General features: G+C 37.7%; 14 protein-coding genes. 10 read left to right on the top strand and 4 right to left on the bottom strand.

What is annotated here, in order from left to right; translation table 11 throughout:
* Positions 1-994: 994 nt before the first annotated feature.
* The 7 genes from ANA7108_RS0101015 (at position 995) to ANA7108_RS0100990 (ending at position 5,094) form a co-directional block, all read left to right on the top strand.
* On the top strand, positions 995-1,507 hold the full coding sequence (locus ANA7108_RS0101015) for a DUF2808 domain-containing protein (protein ID WP_016948892.1): 513 nt from the start codon (positions 995-997) through the stop codon (positions 1,505-1,507).
* Positions 1,508-1,654: 147 nt separating this feature from the next.
* Positions 1,655-1,789 (top strand): 50S ribosomal protein L34, encoded by a 135-nt coding sequence (rpmH, locus tag ANA7108_RS28400; protein WP_015209090.1) that lies wholly within the window; start codon positions 1,655-1,657, stop codon positions 1,787-1,789.
* A 25-nt stretch (positions 1,790-1,814) separates the two neighbouring features.
* The gene (gene rnpA / locus ANA7108_RS0101010; RefSeq protein WP_016948891.1) at positions 1,815-2,237 is read left to right on the top strand and encodes a ribonuclease P protein component; all 423 of its coding nucleotides are present in this window, start codon (positions 1,815-1,817) and stop codon (positions 2,235-2,237) included.
* Positions 2,224-2,613: a PH domain-containing protein gene (locus ANA7108_RS0101005; protein WP_016948890.1), complete on the top strand. Its 390-nt coding sequence runs from the start codon at positions 2,224-2,226 to the stop codon at positions 2,611-2,613. Before rnpA ends, ANA7108_RS0101005 begins: the two co-directional genes overlap by 14 nt.
* 210 nt (positions 2,614-2,823) lie before the next feature.
* Complete coding sequence (gene yidC / locus ANA7108_RS0101000) at positions 2,824-3,975, top strand: membrane protein insertase YidC (RefSeq protein WP_016948889.1); 1,152 nt, start codon at positions 2,824-2,826, stop codon at positions 3,973-3,975.
* Positions 3,976-3,977: 2 nt separating this feature from the next.
* Positions 3,978-4,511, top strand: coding sequence for a R3H domain-containing nucleic acid-binding protein (locus ANA7108_RS0100995; RefSeq protein WP_016948888.1), 534 nt, complete (start codon positions 3,978-3,980; stop codon positions 4,509-4,511).
* A gap of 79 nt (positions 4,512-4,590) precedes the next feature.
* Positions 4,591-5,094: a DUF177 domain-containing protein gene (locus ANA7108_RS0100990; protein WP_016948887.1), complete on the top strand. Its 504-nt coding sequence runs from the start codon at positions 4,591-4,593 to the stop codon at positions 5,092-5,094.
* A 67-nt stretch (positions 5,095-5,161) separates the two neighbouring features.
* Here the strand turns inward: ANA7108_RS0100990 and ANA7108_RS0100985 are convergent, their stop codons facing one another.
* Entirely contained in the window at positions 5,162-5,506 is a 345-nt protein-coding gene (locus ANA7108_RS0100985) for a type II toxin-antitoxin system PemK/MazF family toxin (protein WP_016948886.1), read from the bottom strand.
* Positions 5,493-5,732 (bottom strand): hypothetical protein, encoded by a 240-nt coding sequence (locus tag ANA7108_RS0100980; RefSeq protein ID WP_016948885.1) that lies wholly within the window; start codon positions 5,730-5,732, stop codon positions 5,493-5,495. Before ANA7108_RS0100980 ends, ANA7108_RS0100985 begins: the two co-directional genes overlap by 14 nt.
* Before the next feature lie 148 nt (positions 5,733-5,880).
* On the opposite strand from ANA7108_RS0100980, the gene ANA7108_RS0100975 reads away from it, so the two are divergent.
* The 3 genes from ANA7108_RS0100975 (at position 5,881) to ANA7108_RS0100965 (ending at position 10,280) form a co-directional block, all read left to right on the top strand.
* The gene (locus tag ANA7108_RS0100975) at positions 5,881-7,875 is read left to right on the top strand and encodes an AAA family ATPase (RefSeq protein ID WP_026103914.1); all 1,995 of its coding nucleotides are present in this window, start codon (positions 5,881-5,883) and stop codon (positions 7,873-7,875) included.
* 256 nt (positions 7,876-8,131) lie between these two features.
* Positions 8,132-9,643, top strand: coding sequence for an AAA family ATPase (locus ANA7108_RS0100970; protein WP_016948883.1), 1,512 nt, complete (start codon positions 8,132-8,134; stop codon positions 9,641-9,643).
* A gap of 172 nt (positions 9,644-9,815) precedes the next feature.
* Positions 9,816-10,280 (top strand): SH3 domain-containing protein, encoded by a 465-nt coding sequence (locus ANA7108_RS0100965; protein WP_016948882.1) that lies wholly within the window; start codon positions 9,816-9,818, stop codon positions 10,278-10,280.
* Positions 10,281-10,342: 62 nt separating this feature from the next.
* Here ANA7108_RS0100965 and ANA7108_RS0100960 read toward each other — a convergent pair whose 3' ends face one another.
* Together ANA7108_RS0100960 and sbcC are read right to left on the bottom strand one after the other, a co-directional pair.
* Positions 10,343-12,244: a bifunctional diguanylate cyclase/phosphodiesterase gene (locus ANA7108_RS0100960; RefSeq protein WP_016948881.1), complete on the bottom strand. Its 1,902-nt coding sequence runs from the start codon at positions 12,242-12,244 to the stop codon at positions 10,343-10,345.
* A gap of 677 nt (positions 12,245-12,921) precedes the next feature.
* On the bottom strand, positions 12,922-15,945 hold the full coding sequence (gene sbcC, locus ANA7108_RS0100955) for an exonuclease subunit SbcC (RefSeq protein WP_016948880.1): 3,024 nt from the start codon (positions 15,943-15,945) through the stop codon (positions 12,922-12,924).
* Positions 15,946-16,159 lie beyond the last annotated feature (214 nt).

Raw genomic sequence — 16,159 nt, 5'->3', positions numbered from 1 at the left:
TCTGTTGATGAAGGATTCACCGCATTTATAGAGCATAGGTGAGTAATCTCAGCCCTGAGTTTTTCTGGTAGATTTAACCTTGAACTTTGTCTTTCTCACTCTTATTTTTTCCAAGCAAAGTTTTACTCTGCCACTTACATAAGTCACAATTCCAGATATTTGCACACAAACTATTTTACTTACTGCACATCTTATGGTGATTTCCTGATGTTATATCTATGTCTTCAGATTATTTTCGGGATTGATAATTTCTGGTATTGGTTTCTGGCATCTTGCAGTATTCATCAAATTTTGCCAGATTGATATTTTTTCAATTAATTCTTAATGATTGAGACTGGCTTTCCTGTTGTTGAAAACTTTACAAAGTCTACAAACACTGACAATTTATATTTAGATTCAAGACGTGATGGAGTTTTTAAGTAGTTTATTCATAATGCACAAGAATATTTATACTAAGTCGCGTTTAAGCATATGGATGTTTGTAAGTAAGGTAAACGAGACTGAGCTTACTGTTGAACACAACTTAAAATTATGCAATGTTTGTTTTCAGAAGGGATATTTTGAAGTGATTCATGGAAAATAGGACTTACGCACTGTACGAATCTGCCATGATGTGAATGAACGAAATTGCGTCGTTTTCGCCTTTGGGAATAACTTATTGAGTAAGGTGCGTCAGATAGAGAGAATCTGTTTTTTATGAAAATATCGTGTCTGACGCACCCTACAAGAAATATAATTCATATTACATATTTGAGGAATCTTGTCAATGCGTAAGTCCTAGAAAATTTAAATTTAATAATTCATCATAACGCGTCTGGCCGTAGCCGTAGTTCAATGTCTAGCAAAAAAATAAAGTTACTGACGGTGATTTCGGCACTTTTGGCTGCGACTTAACGTCTATTTTCACTCATACAGTAGTAAAGTTTATTTACGAATACTAAACTCTTTGTTACCTAAGCTGATAAATCTACTATTTACGAGAGGAAGCCTAACTATGAGACGTGTATTTTCTGCCTTAGCTGTGACTAGCTGTTTGTTGACTAGTTTTTCGGCTACGACTTGGGCGCAAAGCCTACCTGGTTTGACATTGTTTAGCGGTGTGAAAAGCGAAAATCAGCTGCCGTTTCGGTTAGACTTTGGCGGACAAACTAATAGCTGGGATAGATATATATTAAGACTTCCTGCCAAAAAGATGAAGTTGGCAGTAGCTCAATTTGCAATTACCTATCCTAATTATTACAAAGGAACTTTTGATCCTAAAAAGGTTGAAGTCAGAGTCAGAGGTAAAAGCCTTCCCTTGTCTGAAGTGAAATGGGATAAGGAAGGCCGTGTGCTGGAGATATTTCCCCAAGAACCAGTCCCCGCAGGTAGTGCTGTTGAGTTAGTCTTATCTGATGTTCAAAATCCAGCGTTTGGAGGAGTTTACTATTTCAACTGTCAAATTCTTTCCCCAGGTGATGTGCCATTACTGCGTTATCTGGGTTCATGGATTATCAGTATATCTTAACAAGGGAACAGGGAAATACAATAATCACCGCACCTTCAGGTCGGTAAGGATGTCAAAACTCTATCCAGAAATGTGTTTCTATCGCCTGTAAAGTGGTAAGATAGGAGATTGTGACTTTTTATAAAAATCGTCTAAGAGGAGAACGGTATGCAAAGAACACTGGGCGGCACTTGTCGTAAGAGAAAGAGAACCTCTGGATTTCGCGCCAGAATGCGGACACCAGACGGCAGAAACGTGATCAGCGCCAGGAGAAGAAAGGGTCGTCATCGTCTGAGCGTTTAGGGTAAATCTAGCAAATAGTGCGGCTGTGGCTTTACCAAAAGCACATAGATTAAAATCCCGCAAGGATTTTCAGGCAGTTTTCCGAGAAGGAATTCGGCGACATAGTTCTCATTTTATTTTGAGAGCTTTAAGTCCGTCGCGTTTAAAAGAACCTTCTTTGAATACTGCCCCCAATACTTCCTCAGAAATTAATTATGAAAGTTTAGCCAACACGCAAATTGGAATTTCCATTAGCACCAAAGTTAGTAAACGAGCCGTAATTCGCAACCGAATTAAACGGCAAATTACAGCAGATTTGTATAAATTGTTGCCTAAATTATCTCCAGGATGGCGGTTAGTGTTAATTGTTAAGCCAACAACAGCAGAATCGGAGTGCGTAAGCCAACAATTTCTGCAAGAATTAGAGCAGTTGTTGGCAAAAGCTGAGGTCTTTCATGGGCATTCGTGAAGAAATTTATTATGAGGGTGGTCCCCATATAGGAGATTTGGTTCTCAACCTGCTCATAGGGCTAACCATCATTGGTATACCATTGGCAATTGGGTCTATAGTGAGAGCATTGTGGCTGCGGTTCCGCATCACTGATCGGCGAATTTCTGTGATTGGTGGTTGGATGGGAGGCGATCGCACTGATGTAATTTATTCAGAAATTGTCAAAGTGGTGAAAGTCCCTCGTGGCATTGGTCTGTGGGGAGATATGGTACTTACCCTCAGAAATGGAACTCGGTTGGAAATGCGGGCTGTTCCCAAGTTTATGGAAGTCTATGACTACATTAACGAAAGAATCGCTGCTAAAAACCCCGAACCTAGCAGTGTCAAGTCTTAAAAGTCCTGAGTTTCTAGTGATGAGTTCTGGTTTAAAAGCTTTCTCATTTGCGGCTTTTTTACTCTTTGACTACTTACTCAGCATTCATTTAGCATTTTTTTTTCAAATCATGTGCGGCTATCCGTAGCTTGTGATAGTCGCGCCTAAATCACGATTTAGATAAAGTTAGATTTAGTTCAGTTTACAGTACCTCAGGTTGAATTCAGAATAATGGATTTTGGTATCGGGTTTCTCTCGAACAACGTGATGCTACCAATCATAGACTTTTTCTATGGTTTTTTTCCCAGCTATGGATTAGCGATCGTTGCCTTAACATTGATAATCCGCTTTGCGCTCTATCCCCTGAGTGCTGGCTCCATTCGCAATATGCGGCGGATGCGGATTGTGCAACCATTGATGCAAAAGCGGATAGCAGAAGTCAAAGAGCGCTATAAAGATGATCCGCAAAAGCAGCAAGAGGAAATGGTTAATGTCCAAAAAGAATTTGGCAACCCATTAGCAGGATGTTTGCCTCTGCTGCTACAGATGCCAGTACTACTAGCACTATTTGCGACTTTACGGGGTTCGCCTTTTGCTGGTGTTAACTACTCAGTTAACCTAGAAGTCTTTCCTGCCGAACAAATCGAACGCATTCAACCCCAAGCCTTTGCCACTGCCCCACAAAACATCTACATTGCGGATGGAGATCACACAAAAATCACGGCGATTTTACCTGGTGGCAATAAGTTGGCAGTGGGAGAAAAGACTAAAATCCAATATCAGACAATGGAGGGCAAACCATTTGATTTGCTCTTAGCAGAACATCCAGAAACTAAGTTGACCCCTGAATGGAAAATCATGAAAGGGGAAGATCGAGTTAAAATTGATGCAGAAGGTAATATAGAAGCCTTACAGCCGGGAGATGTGACAATTCAAGGCTCTATCCCTGGACTGGCAGCTGATAAAGGATTTCTCTTCATCGATGCTTTAGGTAGAGTTGGCGCACAAGATCCAGATGGCACAATCCACTGGGATATTGTGGCGATGATCGTCTTTTTTGGGATCAGTCTTTATGTTAGCCAATTGCTTTCCGGGCAGAATTCCAGCGGTGGCAACCCACAACAGGATACAGTAAATAAAATCACACCAGTTATTTTTTCTGGGATGTTTTTATTCTTCCCCCTCCCTGCTGGTGTGCTGATGTATATGGTAATTGGGAACGTTTTCCAAACCTTACAAACTTACGTTCTTTCCCGCGAACCACTACCAGAAGAATTACAAAAGCTGCTGGAAACACAAGAGAAAGAAAAACAAGCAGCCAGCGCCGAACCGAAGAAGTTGCCGTTTGAACCAAAAAGTTCTAAGAAAAAAGCTACAGGCTGATCATGACTAATATTCCCATGCAGCGGGGTGAGCAGTGGTTAAAAACACTGCTGCATTTCACTAATATATCTACTGAAGTCAAGTGTAATTTGGAACCTGCTCCGTTGTTAGACGCAGAGTCTCCGCAAACGGATAGCTATTGGTTGACAATTGATCAAACCAGTTTGATGTCAGAACAAATCAGAATTTTAATTGGTGCTGATGGTTCTGTGCTAGATGCGATTCAGTATTTAGCAAATTCGGTTCTCAACTTGAACCAACCAGAGGAGCAGCAGGCATCTTATACCATTGAGTTGAATGGCTATCGTGTCAGACGAGAAGCGGAAATTCGCACCTTAGCAGAAGCGGCAGCCCAAGAAGTGCGCTTGACTGGTAAAGAGGTGGAAATTAAATCGCTTAGTTCGGCTGAACGGCGACAAATTCACACATTTTTCCAGGATTTTCCTGATTTAGAAACCTTTAGTCGGGGTAAAGAACCTCATCGGTTTTTGGTAGTTCGTCCGGCGACGGAATCACCGACAGATCCGGGCTATTAGAGCTAAAATTAAAGATGTAGTATCAGCACAATTGCTGATCATCAACCCTACTTTTTCGTGAGGATGTCTCACAAGTCCTATGGACGCTATTTTTATTCCGCAGCTAACCAAAGCCCCGGAGCGAACAGAGGAAATTCAAGTTAATGAGTCTCTGCCTGGTTTGGAAACTTTAACCCCGGTGCGTGGAACTATCCTTGTCCAACATCAGGGTACTTACTTAGAAGTTTCCAGTCAGGCAGAAGCAATTATTACTTGTACCTGTAATCGCTGCTTACAGCAATATAATCAACGTTTGGCTGTTAATACTAAAGAAATAATTTGGTTAGATGAAAATCCTAATCAAGCAGAACACTTGCCTTTAGAAATGGAAGTGGCTGTAGAAGATTTAGTGGAAACATTATCATCTGATGGTCATTTTTATCCCACAGAATGGCTGTATGAGCAAATGTGTTTAGCTATTCCTCAGCGGCAGTTGTGCGATCGCAAATGTCCAGGTATTTTGGATACTGTAGCTAGTTCTGAGGAGATTATTGATAGTCGTTGGGCTTCTTTACAAAGCTTGAAAAAGCAACTTCCTGAATAGTATTTTGCAAGGGTTTGAAATGCTGGATTATTCCTCATTTCTTCCCTATGTATTCGTTTTTTATTAGTTATTCCTTTGATTGAACTAAATATTGACTTAGATTATTTAATAATCTTTGATGCCTTTCTGTTGAAATTGCGCCAATTGAGCCAATTATACTGTTACGAGTTATGACAGTTAAAAAACTTAATCTAATCACAGATTGACTAACTAACCCACTGGATTGAAAATCATCATCATTAGGTGAAACTATTTCATCAAAATTAGAAATATATTGTTTTAATTGGGTACTGATTCCACAGACCAAAAAGTCTTGATATTTTGGCATTTCTCTCAAAATCAGCGCAGGACGGTTTTTTATTTCTCCATTTGCTTGCGGAATAGGAGTTAATATAATATTACCTTCTTTCATAACTAGGATTATATTCTTGTATTGATTCTAGAGTATATTCCGGTTCATTTTCTGCATAACATTGATTTAAGTTATTTAAAGAAAAATTTTCCCAATCTTCTCTTTCTTCTGTATCAGGTTCTAAAACAATAGGAATAATAAATACTTTTGTTCCTTCGGGGATAAATACGGGATCGAGTAATTCTATCTTCCCGTCTTTGACAATTGCTAAATGTCCTGATGTCATTATGTTATCTCCTTGTTTTTTGTATTTTAGCATCATTAATATCTGTCAAGTGTCTAACACACTGCTATACTTAGTTTATTTAATTTTACTTGGCAAATTAAGTGAAATCGCCAATAATAGAATTAGCTGAGTATATAAATGACACAAGATGTATATCAAGAAGCTGCGAGTATATAATTATAAGTCTTATTTCGACTCTGGGGTAATGGAATTTGCGCCAGGTGTCAATATTATTGTTGGAAAAAATAATGCAGGTAAAACATCTTTACTTGAGGTAATGACACTGGATTTTAAAGAAGATCATACACATAAAAGTTTAAAGACATTACCAAATAAGAGTTCGAGGATAGAAGAAGAATCAAAAATAGAAATTACTTTGCAAATTGAGAAAGATAAATTGCGAAATTTTATAAAAAATTACTCTCCCAATTTTCTATTTCCTCTACCAGAGGGTGATGTAGATGATGATATAGTTGAAATTTCTCTATATGATATGGGAAGAGATGCAGAAGGTTACAATTATGATAGTGAAAATAAAATTAATCAATTGGTGAAAAAAGCATTTCAAAAACTTAAGAATTTTATAGACAATCCAGATGATACAGAACTAACAGTAACTATACTTCCCAATGGACTAATTGATAATGAGTTAACAGACGAACTAATGATTTTGGGGGCATATTCTAATAAAATAAGCCACCATTTTTACAAATTTATATATGGAGATGACAACATGGATATTGAAGAATGTCATGTTGTGGATATTTATAACGACATAGAAGAAAAATATGAACAAGAAAAAACTTTTATGAAGTATCAGCCCAAAAACGAAGAGACAATAGGTTACAAACTATTTGACATTTTTGTAAGTCGTATTTACAGATTTAAAGCTGAACGTCAAAATATTGGTAGTTGCAAATTTGAAAATAATGAACAACTCAAATCAGATGCTTCTAATCTTGCTGAATCAATATGTATATTGCAAGGTAAAAATCCAGGGACATTTGCCAAATTCAATAAACTAGTTTCAGAAATTCTGGAGGAAATAAAATGGATTTCTGTAGTACCAAGAGATAATTCAGAGGTTGAAATTAAGGTTTGGATAATAGATCCTCAACTTAACAAAGATGATTTATCACTTCCTCTATCATCATGTGGAAGTGGAGTTGGTCAAGTATTAGCAATTGTATATATCCTAGTTTATTCTGAAGAACCTAGAACATTAATTATTGATGAACCACAATCATTTTTACATCCAGGTGCAGCGAAAAAGCTGATAAAGACTATTAAACAATTTCCCCAGCATCAATATTTTATTTCTACTCATTCACCAGATATTATCACAACAGCAGATCCTTCTAATATTATCAAGCTGAAATATGAAAATTGTGAAACAACTACATCAGTCATAGATGCAAAAGATATAAATCTACAAAAGGAAATTTTAGATGAACTAGGAGTTAGATTATCAGATGTTTTTGGTGCTGATAGTGTTCTTTGGGTTGAAGGTCCGACTGAGGAAAAATGTTTTCCTCTAATTATAGATAAATTTCTAGTAGAAATGCCATTGAAAGGCATGAAAATTCTATCTGTAAAAAGTACAGATGCGCTACTTGATGGTAAGCACTCCTCTCTTGTAGCTAATATTTATGACAAACTCAAATCAGGAATAAGCCTAATACCAGAGAAATCTATATTTATATTTGATAGAGAAAAGAAAACGGACAAGCAGATTGAAGATTTACAGAGGATAGGATTTAAGTTTTTAAAACTACCTATGTATGAAAATTATATCCTTCTTAACCCAGAAGCAATAACAGCAATAATTAATGAAGAAGCTGTATGGCTAGAAACACCTATAACTATAAATCAAGTTCAGGAATATTTAGAGAAGATTAAAACCGAAAAAAGTTATTTGCTTCCAGGTGTCAAAGAAAAAGATGTTGCAGATGAGAATTGGTTGTCTAAAGTTCATGGGGCGAATATTCTTGAAAATTTGTTCCAAAACTTCTGTGAAACTCTATTAGAGTTTAAGAAAACCACTCACTCAAAAAAACTCACAGAATGGATAATTAAATATCAGCCAGAGTTCTTATCTGAATTGGTAGAAGAGTTAAAAGAATGCTTGAAGAAAGTTAATTAACTGAATATCTTGCATTATTCCTAACATCCGCCTGAGATTTCAATCTCAGGCTAATAGTAAAAGTCGTCTCAAGACGACTAAGCAAATATTGAATTATTTAGTCCGTTTTAACGGATCTTCTCTTCTTCCCTTCTTCCTTCGCGCTCTTCGCGCCTTCGCGGTTCATTAAATCCATATTCAGAGTATTTCCCAGTTGTTAGACACGATACAAGCCTTAACAATAGGAGAATAACAAATCACCACCAACAACTACCTTATGAACTTCCGAGACGAATTTAAACTCCTCCTCCGCGCCCGCTACCCGCTGATTTATATTCCCACCTACGAAGAAGAACGGGTAGAAGCCGCTATCCGTGAAGAAGCCACAAACCAAGGAAATCGCCCCGTTTATACCTGGGATTTTGTCGATGGTTATCAAGGAAACCCCAATGATGTGGGGTTTGGGAAGCGCAACCCGTTACAAGCATTAGAATTTATCGAAAAATTACCAGCTTCAGCCCCAGCAGTCTTAATTCTTCGGGATTATCACCGCTTTTTAGATGATGTCGCCATTTCTCGCAAACTCCGTAACTTAGCCCGACTCCTCAAATCCCAACCGAAAAATATTGTTTTATTATCACCACGTATCGCTATTCCTGACGATTTAATGGAAGTGTTGACGGTGGTTGAATTTCCTTTACCAGCCGCAGCGGAAATTAAAACCGAAGTAGAACGGTTATTACAAGCAACGGGTAACTTACCTTCTGGTAAATTTCTTGATGACTTGGTGCGTTCTTGTCAAGGTTTATCTATGGAAAGGATACGCCGAGTTTTAGCGAGGGCTTTAGCATCCCACGGACAATTACAACCAGAAGACGTTGATTTAGTTTTGGAGGAAAAACGCCAAACTATCCGCCAAACCCAAATCCTGGACTTTTACCCGGCTACTGAGCAGATTTCTGATATAGGGGGACTTGATAACCTTAAAGATTGGTTAATCCGTCGGGGTGGTTCATTTACAGAACGAGCGCGACAGTACGGATTACCGCACCCCCGTGGTTTAATGTTGGTGGGGATTCAAGGAACTGGTAAATCTTTAACTGCAAAAGCGATCGCACATAATTGGCATTTACCCCTGTTACGCTTAGATGTAGGGCGGTTATTTGGCGGTTTAGTCGGTGAATCAGAATCCCGCACTCGCCAAATGATTCAAGTCGCTGAAGCCCTCGCACCCTGTGTATTGTGGATTGATGAAATTGATAAAGCTTTTTCGGGGTTGGGTAGTAAAGGTGACGCAGGAACAACTAGCCGAGTCTTTGGGACGTTTATCACTTGGTTAGCCGAAAAAACTTCTCCGGTGTTTGTTGTTTCTACCGCTAACGATATTCAAGCTTTACCCCCAGAAATGTTGAGGAAAGGGCGATTTGATGAAATTTTCTTTGTCGGTTTACCTAGCCAAGAAGAGAGAAAAGCCATTTTTAACGTCCATTTATCCAGATTGCGTCCCCACAATTTGAAAAGCTATGAAATCGAGAGATTAGCCTATGAAACCCCTGATTTTTCCGGTGCAGAGATTGAACAAACGTTAATTGAAGCCATGCACATTGGTTTTAGCCAAAACCGTGATTTTACAACTGATGATATTTTAGAAGCGGCTAGTCAAATCATCCCTTTAGCACGAACTGCGGTGGAACAGATTCAAAAACTACAAGAATGGGCTGCTGCGGGAAGGGCGCGTCTGGCTTCAAAGCATAATCCTTTAAGTGAACGCATTGAACGCCAAATGTAATAATATTTTAGTCAAAATTACTTAATCAATAGTTCATAGTTTCATGATCAATTACTATGGACTATTGATGAAAACAGGAACTGGGGACAGGTGACAGTTGACAGGTGACAGGTGACAGTTAAAAATTTACCAATCATCAATTACCAATTACCAATAACTAAAGGATATAAATATGCTTTCTGGCTTACTTAAACTTATACTTGGTTTTGTATTAGCGATCGCAGTCTTATTAGGTAGCGGCATGACAGTAGCCCTCTATTTTGTCAATCGCACCTCTGTACACCCAGAGAAACCTAAATTTGCTAATGATAATCCCAAACCGGACAAACCAAAAGTAACTCCGGTAAAAACCACATCTACTCCCAAACCGACACCTAAGACAGAAGCTTCTCCTACTCCCTCAGAATCACCTGATTCATTACCACCAGGGGCTTACCGAGGGATTGTCACTTGGCCTCAAGGTTTACGTTTGCGAACTGAACCAAAACAAGATGCTGGACGTGATGGTAGTGCTGGGTTTAATCAAAAAATCATCGTTTTAGAAGAAAGTTCGGATAAAGTTTGGCAAAAAATTCGCGTTGAAGGTAGTGGCCAAGAAGGTTGGGTAAAAGCAGCCAACACCAAACGATCTGAATAAAAACCAGAGACAAAATAACTAACAGAGAAACCTCAAGAAAAACAATAAATCAGAATCTGATTTTATCCAACTAAAAAGGAGTTTCTAACTTTTTTAGGTTGATATTCTTTCAGCATACTCGTGGCATCCTCTGCTGATAAAGGATAACTAAAAAGATACCCTTGCATAACTTCACAGTTTAGAAGTCGTAATAACTCAAATTGTTCTTCAGTTTCTACTCCTTCTGCAACAACTGCTAAATTTAGTTCATTAGCTAATGCAATTATTGCTGTTATAATTGCTGAATCGCTATTGCTATTTGTTAGATTACAGACAAAGGATCGATCAATTTTTAATGAATGAATAGGAAAGTCTTGCAAATAACTTAATGAAGAATATCCTGTGCCAAAGTCATCTATCGAAATAGTAATTCCTATATCACCTAATTCACTTAAAATCTGTTTAGTCAATTCTACATCTTGCATAGCCGCAGTTTCAGTAAGTTCTAGCTCCAAATATTTAGTTTTTAACTTGGTTTCTGATAATATCTGTTGAATCATGGCAACTAAGTTTGGCTGCTGGAACTGTCTGGTTGATAAATTGACAGCGATTGATAGAGATGGCAAATTCAAATCACTTTGCCATACTTTGGTTTGTAAGCACGCTGTTTTTAAAACCCATTCAGAAATGGGTAAAATCAATCCCGTTTCTTCAGCAATAGGGATAAAATTTGCTGGTGAAATTAAACCTATTTCTGGATGTTGCCAACGCAGCAGAGCTTCCATTTTTGTAATTTCACCAGTAGAACTATTTATCTGTGGTTGGTAATAAACTTGAAGTTCTTGTCGCTCTAAGGCATTGTATAAGCTATTTTCTAACATGAACAATTCCGAAGCTTGTGAATTAATACTTGTTTGATATAGTCCGTAGTTATTGCGTCCCTGTGATTGTACACAATATAAGGCTGCATCAGCATTTTTTATCAATGTTTCTGCATCTTCTCCATGCAAAGGATAAATAGCAATCCCAATACTGGGGGTAATATTGAAGTGGTGATTTTCTATCTTAAATCCTTGTTTAAAAGCTGAAAATATCTGCTCTTGAATTAAATTTACATCCTTAATATCACTAATTTCTGGTAACAGAATAGTAAACTCATCACCTCCCCAACGGGCAACAATATCACCCTCACGTAAACATTCGTTTAAGCGTTGGGCAACCATTTGTAAGAGCTTATCACCAAGAGCATAACCTAAAGTTTCATTGATTTTTTTAAAGCGATCTAAGTCCAAAAAGCACACAGCTAATTTACTATTTTTATGGACTTTTGCTAAAGTTGCGATGAGAATCTTTTTGAATAATTTCCGGTTTGGCAAATTAGTCAAAGAATCATATAACCTTTGATAATTAACGATGTCTGATGCTAATTTTTCAGCGGTGATGTTACGAAAACTCCAAACTCTGCCAATTTTTTTCTCACTAATATAAGTCAATTGTGAATAAGCTTCTAATACTGTGCCATCTTTAAAAAAAATTGTCTCAGTCATTTTTGTATCTGGATTTTGACTGAATTCTTTTAATATATGCAAATAATGTTTGGGATTTTCTAGTTGCTTGATGGCTAATCTGAGTATTTGGCTGTAATTTTCTGACTCAATTAAGAATTTAGAAAAATGCCACATTTCTAGAAAATTTTGATTGTACGCTAAAATTTTGCCTAAATTATCTACTATTAAAATACCGTCTGTAGTTGATTCTAGTGTTACTTGTTGTAAAGCCAAAATTTTTTCTAATTCTATTTGAATGCGCTGGCGTTCAGCAATTTCTAATTGCATTTTTTCTAAGTATAAATCTTCATGTTTATCAGAGATATGGTAGTTTCCTAATATTTGATTATAGAAGTTAGACAATACAAAATTTAATATACCTAAAACTATTAATTGAATTCCCAAGCAGATGAACACCCCGAATATTACAATCATCATATTAGTCTTTGCTCTAGTAGAATGCTGATGTTTTCTGATTATTTATGTTTAATTGTGCATGAATAACTATGATTTATTACAATCGCTAAGGTTGTTAGGACACTAACTCTATCGCTTACGGGAGCCGTAGATATTGATAAAACCTAGACACCAAAATAATTTTCATACTGTCACATAATTAAGCATCCTAAAAGTTCAAATAAGCAGCAAAAGTTAGCTGTATAACTACACAATCCAATGTGCAAAAAGCCGAAAAAATTAGCTTTCTGTTTATGTTGTGGGGAAATTTCCCCTAGTAGTATGTGTTTTAATTCCAGCTTTTATCTACTAAGAGATGTGGTTTCAATTACTCACTCTGTAATTAAATTAATATGTTCTTTGGAATTCAAACTTTTTGTATAATACGCACCTAAGTTACTCAATCCTGTTTAGATAGTTCAGGTGGTTTATTGATAAGCTAGATTGCACATACAATAAGTTTTGCAAACAATTGTTTTTTAGGGAACACAATTATAAATAGGAGAAAACGTCACAGATGAGTAGTAATATACACTCTGTATGGTGTGATTGCAGCGTAATCTGCAATATTGAATGCTTATTCTTGGAGTTTAGCTCCAGCACCCGTATTATTACGAATAAATTTACATAATGTCAAGTATTTGCATCAACAACAGCGATTAAATTAACAAAGATAGCTGTGAACCTTGCTGAGTCTTATTAACTTCAATCCGGGCTTGAAAAGCTTCTTTGAGGTGGGGCATATGGGTGACAGTGAGGATACAGGCGAAATCAGTAGCGATCGCATTAATCGCCGCAATCAAGCGATCGCAACCTTCCCCATCCTGAGTTCCAAACCCTTCATCAATAATCAACAACTGTAACGCTGCACCTGCACGCTGCGCTAATAATTTTGCTAATGCTAACCGAATCGCAAAGTTAATTCTAAACGCTTCCCCACCAGAATAAGTTTCATAAGCTCGCGTCCCCCTAGCGTCAGCAATTAAAATATCTAATGTATCTATTAACTTGGCATTTTTCTTACTAGACTTTCCACTCCTTCCCGCCTTCTGGGTGACAAATTGGACGTGTAACTGATTTGCACTCAATCGTGAAAGTAGTTGATTTGTCTCAGCTTCTAGTTGCGGTAACACATTTTCAATCATCAAAGCTTGGATACCATTTTTACCAAAAGCTTGCGCTAATTCCTGATAAACACGCTGTTGCTGCTTAGAAGCTTGCAGTTGTTCCTGCTCTTGCTCATACTGACTTTGCAGCATATCCAATTGGTGTGCCATTTGTTCTAAACGCCCCAACTTAGCGATTTTTTCATCAAGTTCGCGCCTACGAATTGCTAATTGCTGTTCTAAAGCCTGAATTTGGGCAACGGGATTAGCTGTTGCTTTTAATTGTTCAACAATAGCGTCAATTTGGCTGGCAAAATTTTGCCGTTCTGCTAATCTGCTATTTTCAGAAGTTGCTAAATCTTGCAATTTCGTTTGCAATTGCGGATACTGCTCCTGAGCAGATAATAATTGTTGATAACGCAAATGCCAAGATTGAAGCTCACGTACAGATTGACGCAGGTGATTATGTTCCTCGGAACTATAGTTAAGTTCGGCAATTTTCTCAGTTAAAGCTTCTATCTGTTTAGCAATATCAGAATTTATTTGTTCTTCTTGAATTCTAGTTTTCAGTTGGCCAATATTAGCTTGCAGTTCGGGTTTCCTAGCAGCTAATTTAGTTTGACGTTTAATTGCTTCTTTAATTTGTCCTTGTTTAATTTCAGCCCACCGCCAACGCTCAACTTCACTCCGAGCTAAAGCATGATCTTGTTCACTATAATTAAGTTGTTGTAGATATTGGTCTAACTGTTGAAGTTCAGCTTGTTTTTCAGGCGCATAATTACCTTGCAGAGAAAGCTCTAAATGTGCTTTTTCCAAAGCAATTTTTTGTAACTGTGTTTGGATATCTGTTGTCGCAGCCAATTGTGCAGCTAACTGTCCCCGTTGTTCTCTTAAAGCATCATAAGCTGATAACTGCTGAGATATATCCCGATATTCTTGTCTTAGCACCTGAATTTCTTTATCGGAAACCGCCATTTGTTCTCGCACTACCCAAAATTGTCCTTGGGTATCGTCGTATTCAAGTTGCGTTTTTTCGATGACTCGATTCCAGTGATGTTCATCTAAAGGACGTTCGCACAATGGACACAGTGCATTGGGATTTTGGAGCATTTGTAATTTTTGCTCTAGTTCTGAAAGTAATTTTTCGTAGTCCCGTTGGTGAGCTTGCAAACGTTCGATAAAGTGTCTGCGTTCCTGTCCTTTTTCTTGCACTCTCTGTAAATAAACCCGTTTTTTCTCCAATGCTTCAATTTGGACACCCACATCCATTACAGCTTGTTGTAGCTGGGGTTGACGACGATGTTGGTTTTGGAGTTGGTTTTCTGTATTTTGCAGTTGTTCTAGTCGTGCTAATAATCCAGCATGAGTGCGATCTAATTGACTTTGTAAAGTGGCTCGTTGTTGTAATAAAGGATTCACTTGCATTTGCAATTGATCCAAATTAGTCAAATGATTGCGTGCGGTAGCTAATTGCGCTAAAGCTGCTTCTACTTCCGTGGATTTAGTGAGAGTTTGCTGAATTTCTCGCTCTTGTTGTTCTAAAGCTTCTAATTGAGCTTCGGCTTGTTGCAGTTGACGTTCGATTTCTTGAATTTGTTTATTCAGCTGTTTTTGCTGTTGTTGTTGTAAACCTGTAGCGCGGGTATGTTGTTCAAATTTGGCAGCAAAAGCTTCTTCTTGAGAGCGCAGACTTTGATATTGGCTGTATCCAGCTTGAATTTCGGCTGTTTGATTGAGAATTGCTTGTAAATCTGCAATTTGGGATTTTGCAGCTAAGTGGTCTTGATGCAAGCGATCGCAATCTTGGCTAAGATTCTGATATTGTTGTCGCACAAAACTCAGTTGTTGTTCCCAGTTTTGGTGTTGGTGTTGGACAACTTGCAAACTTTGTAATTGAATATTGTCCAAAGCTTGTATCTGTTGCAGGTTATTCAGTTGAACTTCTAACTCTGCTGTTTGCGTCTTTGTCATCTCCCGTTGTTGGAGTTGCGTTTTAATTCCCTCCAAAGAACGCTCTAAATCCTCGATTCGGAATTTGTACTTTTTAAAACTGTCCTTTGCTCGTTCTTCTAATTCATCATATTGATTGAGTTTTAATAACTCTGCTAAAATTTCCTTGCGCTCGTTGGGACGTTTGAGCATAAATTCATCGGCTCGTCCTTGACGTAAGTAAGCAGAATTAATAAAAGTATCATAATCAAGTTTGATATGTTGTATGATTACATCCTGAGTTGCTCTGATTCCTTTCCCAGTTAGAGGACGAAAGCCTGTAGGCGTTTCAATTTGAAATTCCAGGACGCTAGTTCCACCCCGCAGACGGGTACGAATTACCCGATATTGTTGTTGGTTATTATGGAAAGTAAAATCAACTCTGACTTCTTTTGCACCAGAATAAATTACATCATCTTCCACTGTGGCACGGCTTTCACCCCAAATTGCCCAAGTAATAGCTTCAAGAAGAGAAGATTTACCCGCACCATTGGAACCGCAAATACAAGCCGTGTGCAAACCGCCAAAATCTAAAGTTGCATCACGGTAACTAAGAAAGTTTTTGAGAATAAGTTGTACTGGGATCATTCAGGCTATAGCGCCACATTTACAATTTTAATAATTAACAGTACAGATGCACTTCTTTGTTAGTTTAGCGATTCAAACAACAGGTTTCTAGTCTTGAAGACATCTATTTTACAAAAATTTACAATTCATAGACTAATTTTTTAGGATTTCCGATAAATGAGGTACAAAATTTCCGAACTAAACCATATAAACAGAGAGTGTCAACCCTATTCCC

It is taken from the genome of Anabaena sp. PCC 7108 (assembly GCF_000332135.1).
In the GTDB taxonomy this organism is placed as follows: Bacteria; Cyanobacteriota; Cyanobacteriia; order Cyanobacteriales; family Nostocaceae; genus Anabaena.
The sequence above is the reverse complement of the archived record's forward strand: the minus strand, read 5'-3'. Positions and strand labels throughout refer to the sequence as shown.

Bases quoted from the DNA above. Each gene is read 5' to 3' on its own strand.
- ANA7108_RS0100975 (WP_026103914.1), top strand. From the start codon at position 5,881: ATGTATATCAAGAAGCTGCGAGTATATAATTATAAGTCTTATTTCGAC.
- ANA7108_RS0101015 (WP_016948892.1), top strand. From the start codon at position 995: ATGAGACGTGTATTTTCTGCCTTAGCTGTGACTAGCTGTTTGTTGACT.
- ANA7108_RS0100960 (WP_016948881.1), bottom strand. From the start codon at position 12,244: ATGATGATTGTAATATTCGGGGTGTTCATCTGCTTGGGAATTCAATTA.
- ANA7108_RS0100965 (WP_016948882.1), top strand. From the start codon at position 9,816: ATGCTTTCTGGCTTACTTAAACTTATACTTGGTTTTGTATTAGCGATC.
- yidC (WP_016948889.1), top strand. From the start codon at position 2,824: ATGGATTTTGGTATCGGGTTTCTCTCGAACAACGTGATGCTACCAATC.
- ANA7108_RS0100970 (WP_016948883.1), top strand. From the start codon at position 8,132: ATGAACTTCCGAGACGAATTTAAACTCCTCCTCCGCGCCCGCTACCCG.
- sbcC (WP_016948880.1), bottom strand. From the start codon at position 15,945: ATGATCCCAGTACAACTTATTCTCAAAAACTTTCTTAGTTACCGTGAT.
- ANA7108_RS0100995 (WP_016948888.1), top strand. From the start codon at position 3,978: ATGACTAATATTCCCATGCAGCGGGGTGAGCAGTGGTTAAAAACACTG.
- ANA7108_RS0100985 (WP_016948886.1), bottom strand. From the start codon at position 5,506: ATGAAAGAAGGTAATATTATATTAACTCCTATTCCGCAAGCAAATGGA.
- rpmH (WP_015209090.1), top strand. From the start codon at position 1,655: ATGCAAAGAACACTGGGCGGCACTTGTCGTAAGAGAAAGAGAACCTCT.
- ANA7108_RS0100980 (WP_016948885.1), bottom strand. From the start codon at position 5,732: ATGACATCAGGACATTTAGCAATTGTCAAAGACGGGAAGATAGAATTA.
- ANA7108_RS0100990 (WP_016948887.1), top strand. From the start codon at position 4,591: ATGGACGCTATTTTTATTCCGCAGCTAACCAAAGCCCCGGAGCGAACA.
- ANA7108_RS0101005 (WP_016948890.1), top strand. From the start codon at position 2,224: ATGGGCATTCGTGAAGAAATTTATTATGAGGGTGGTCCCCATATAGGA.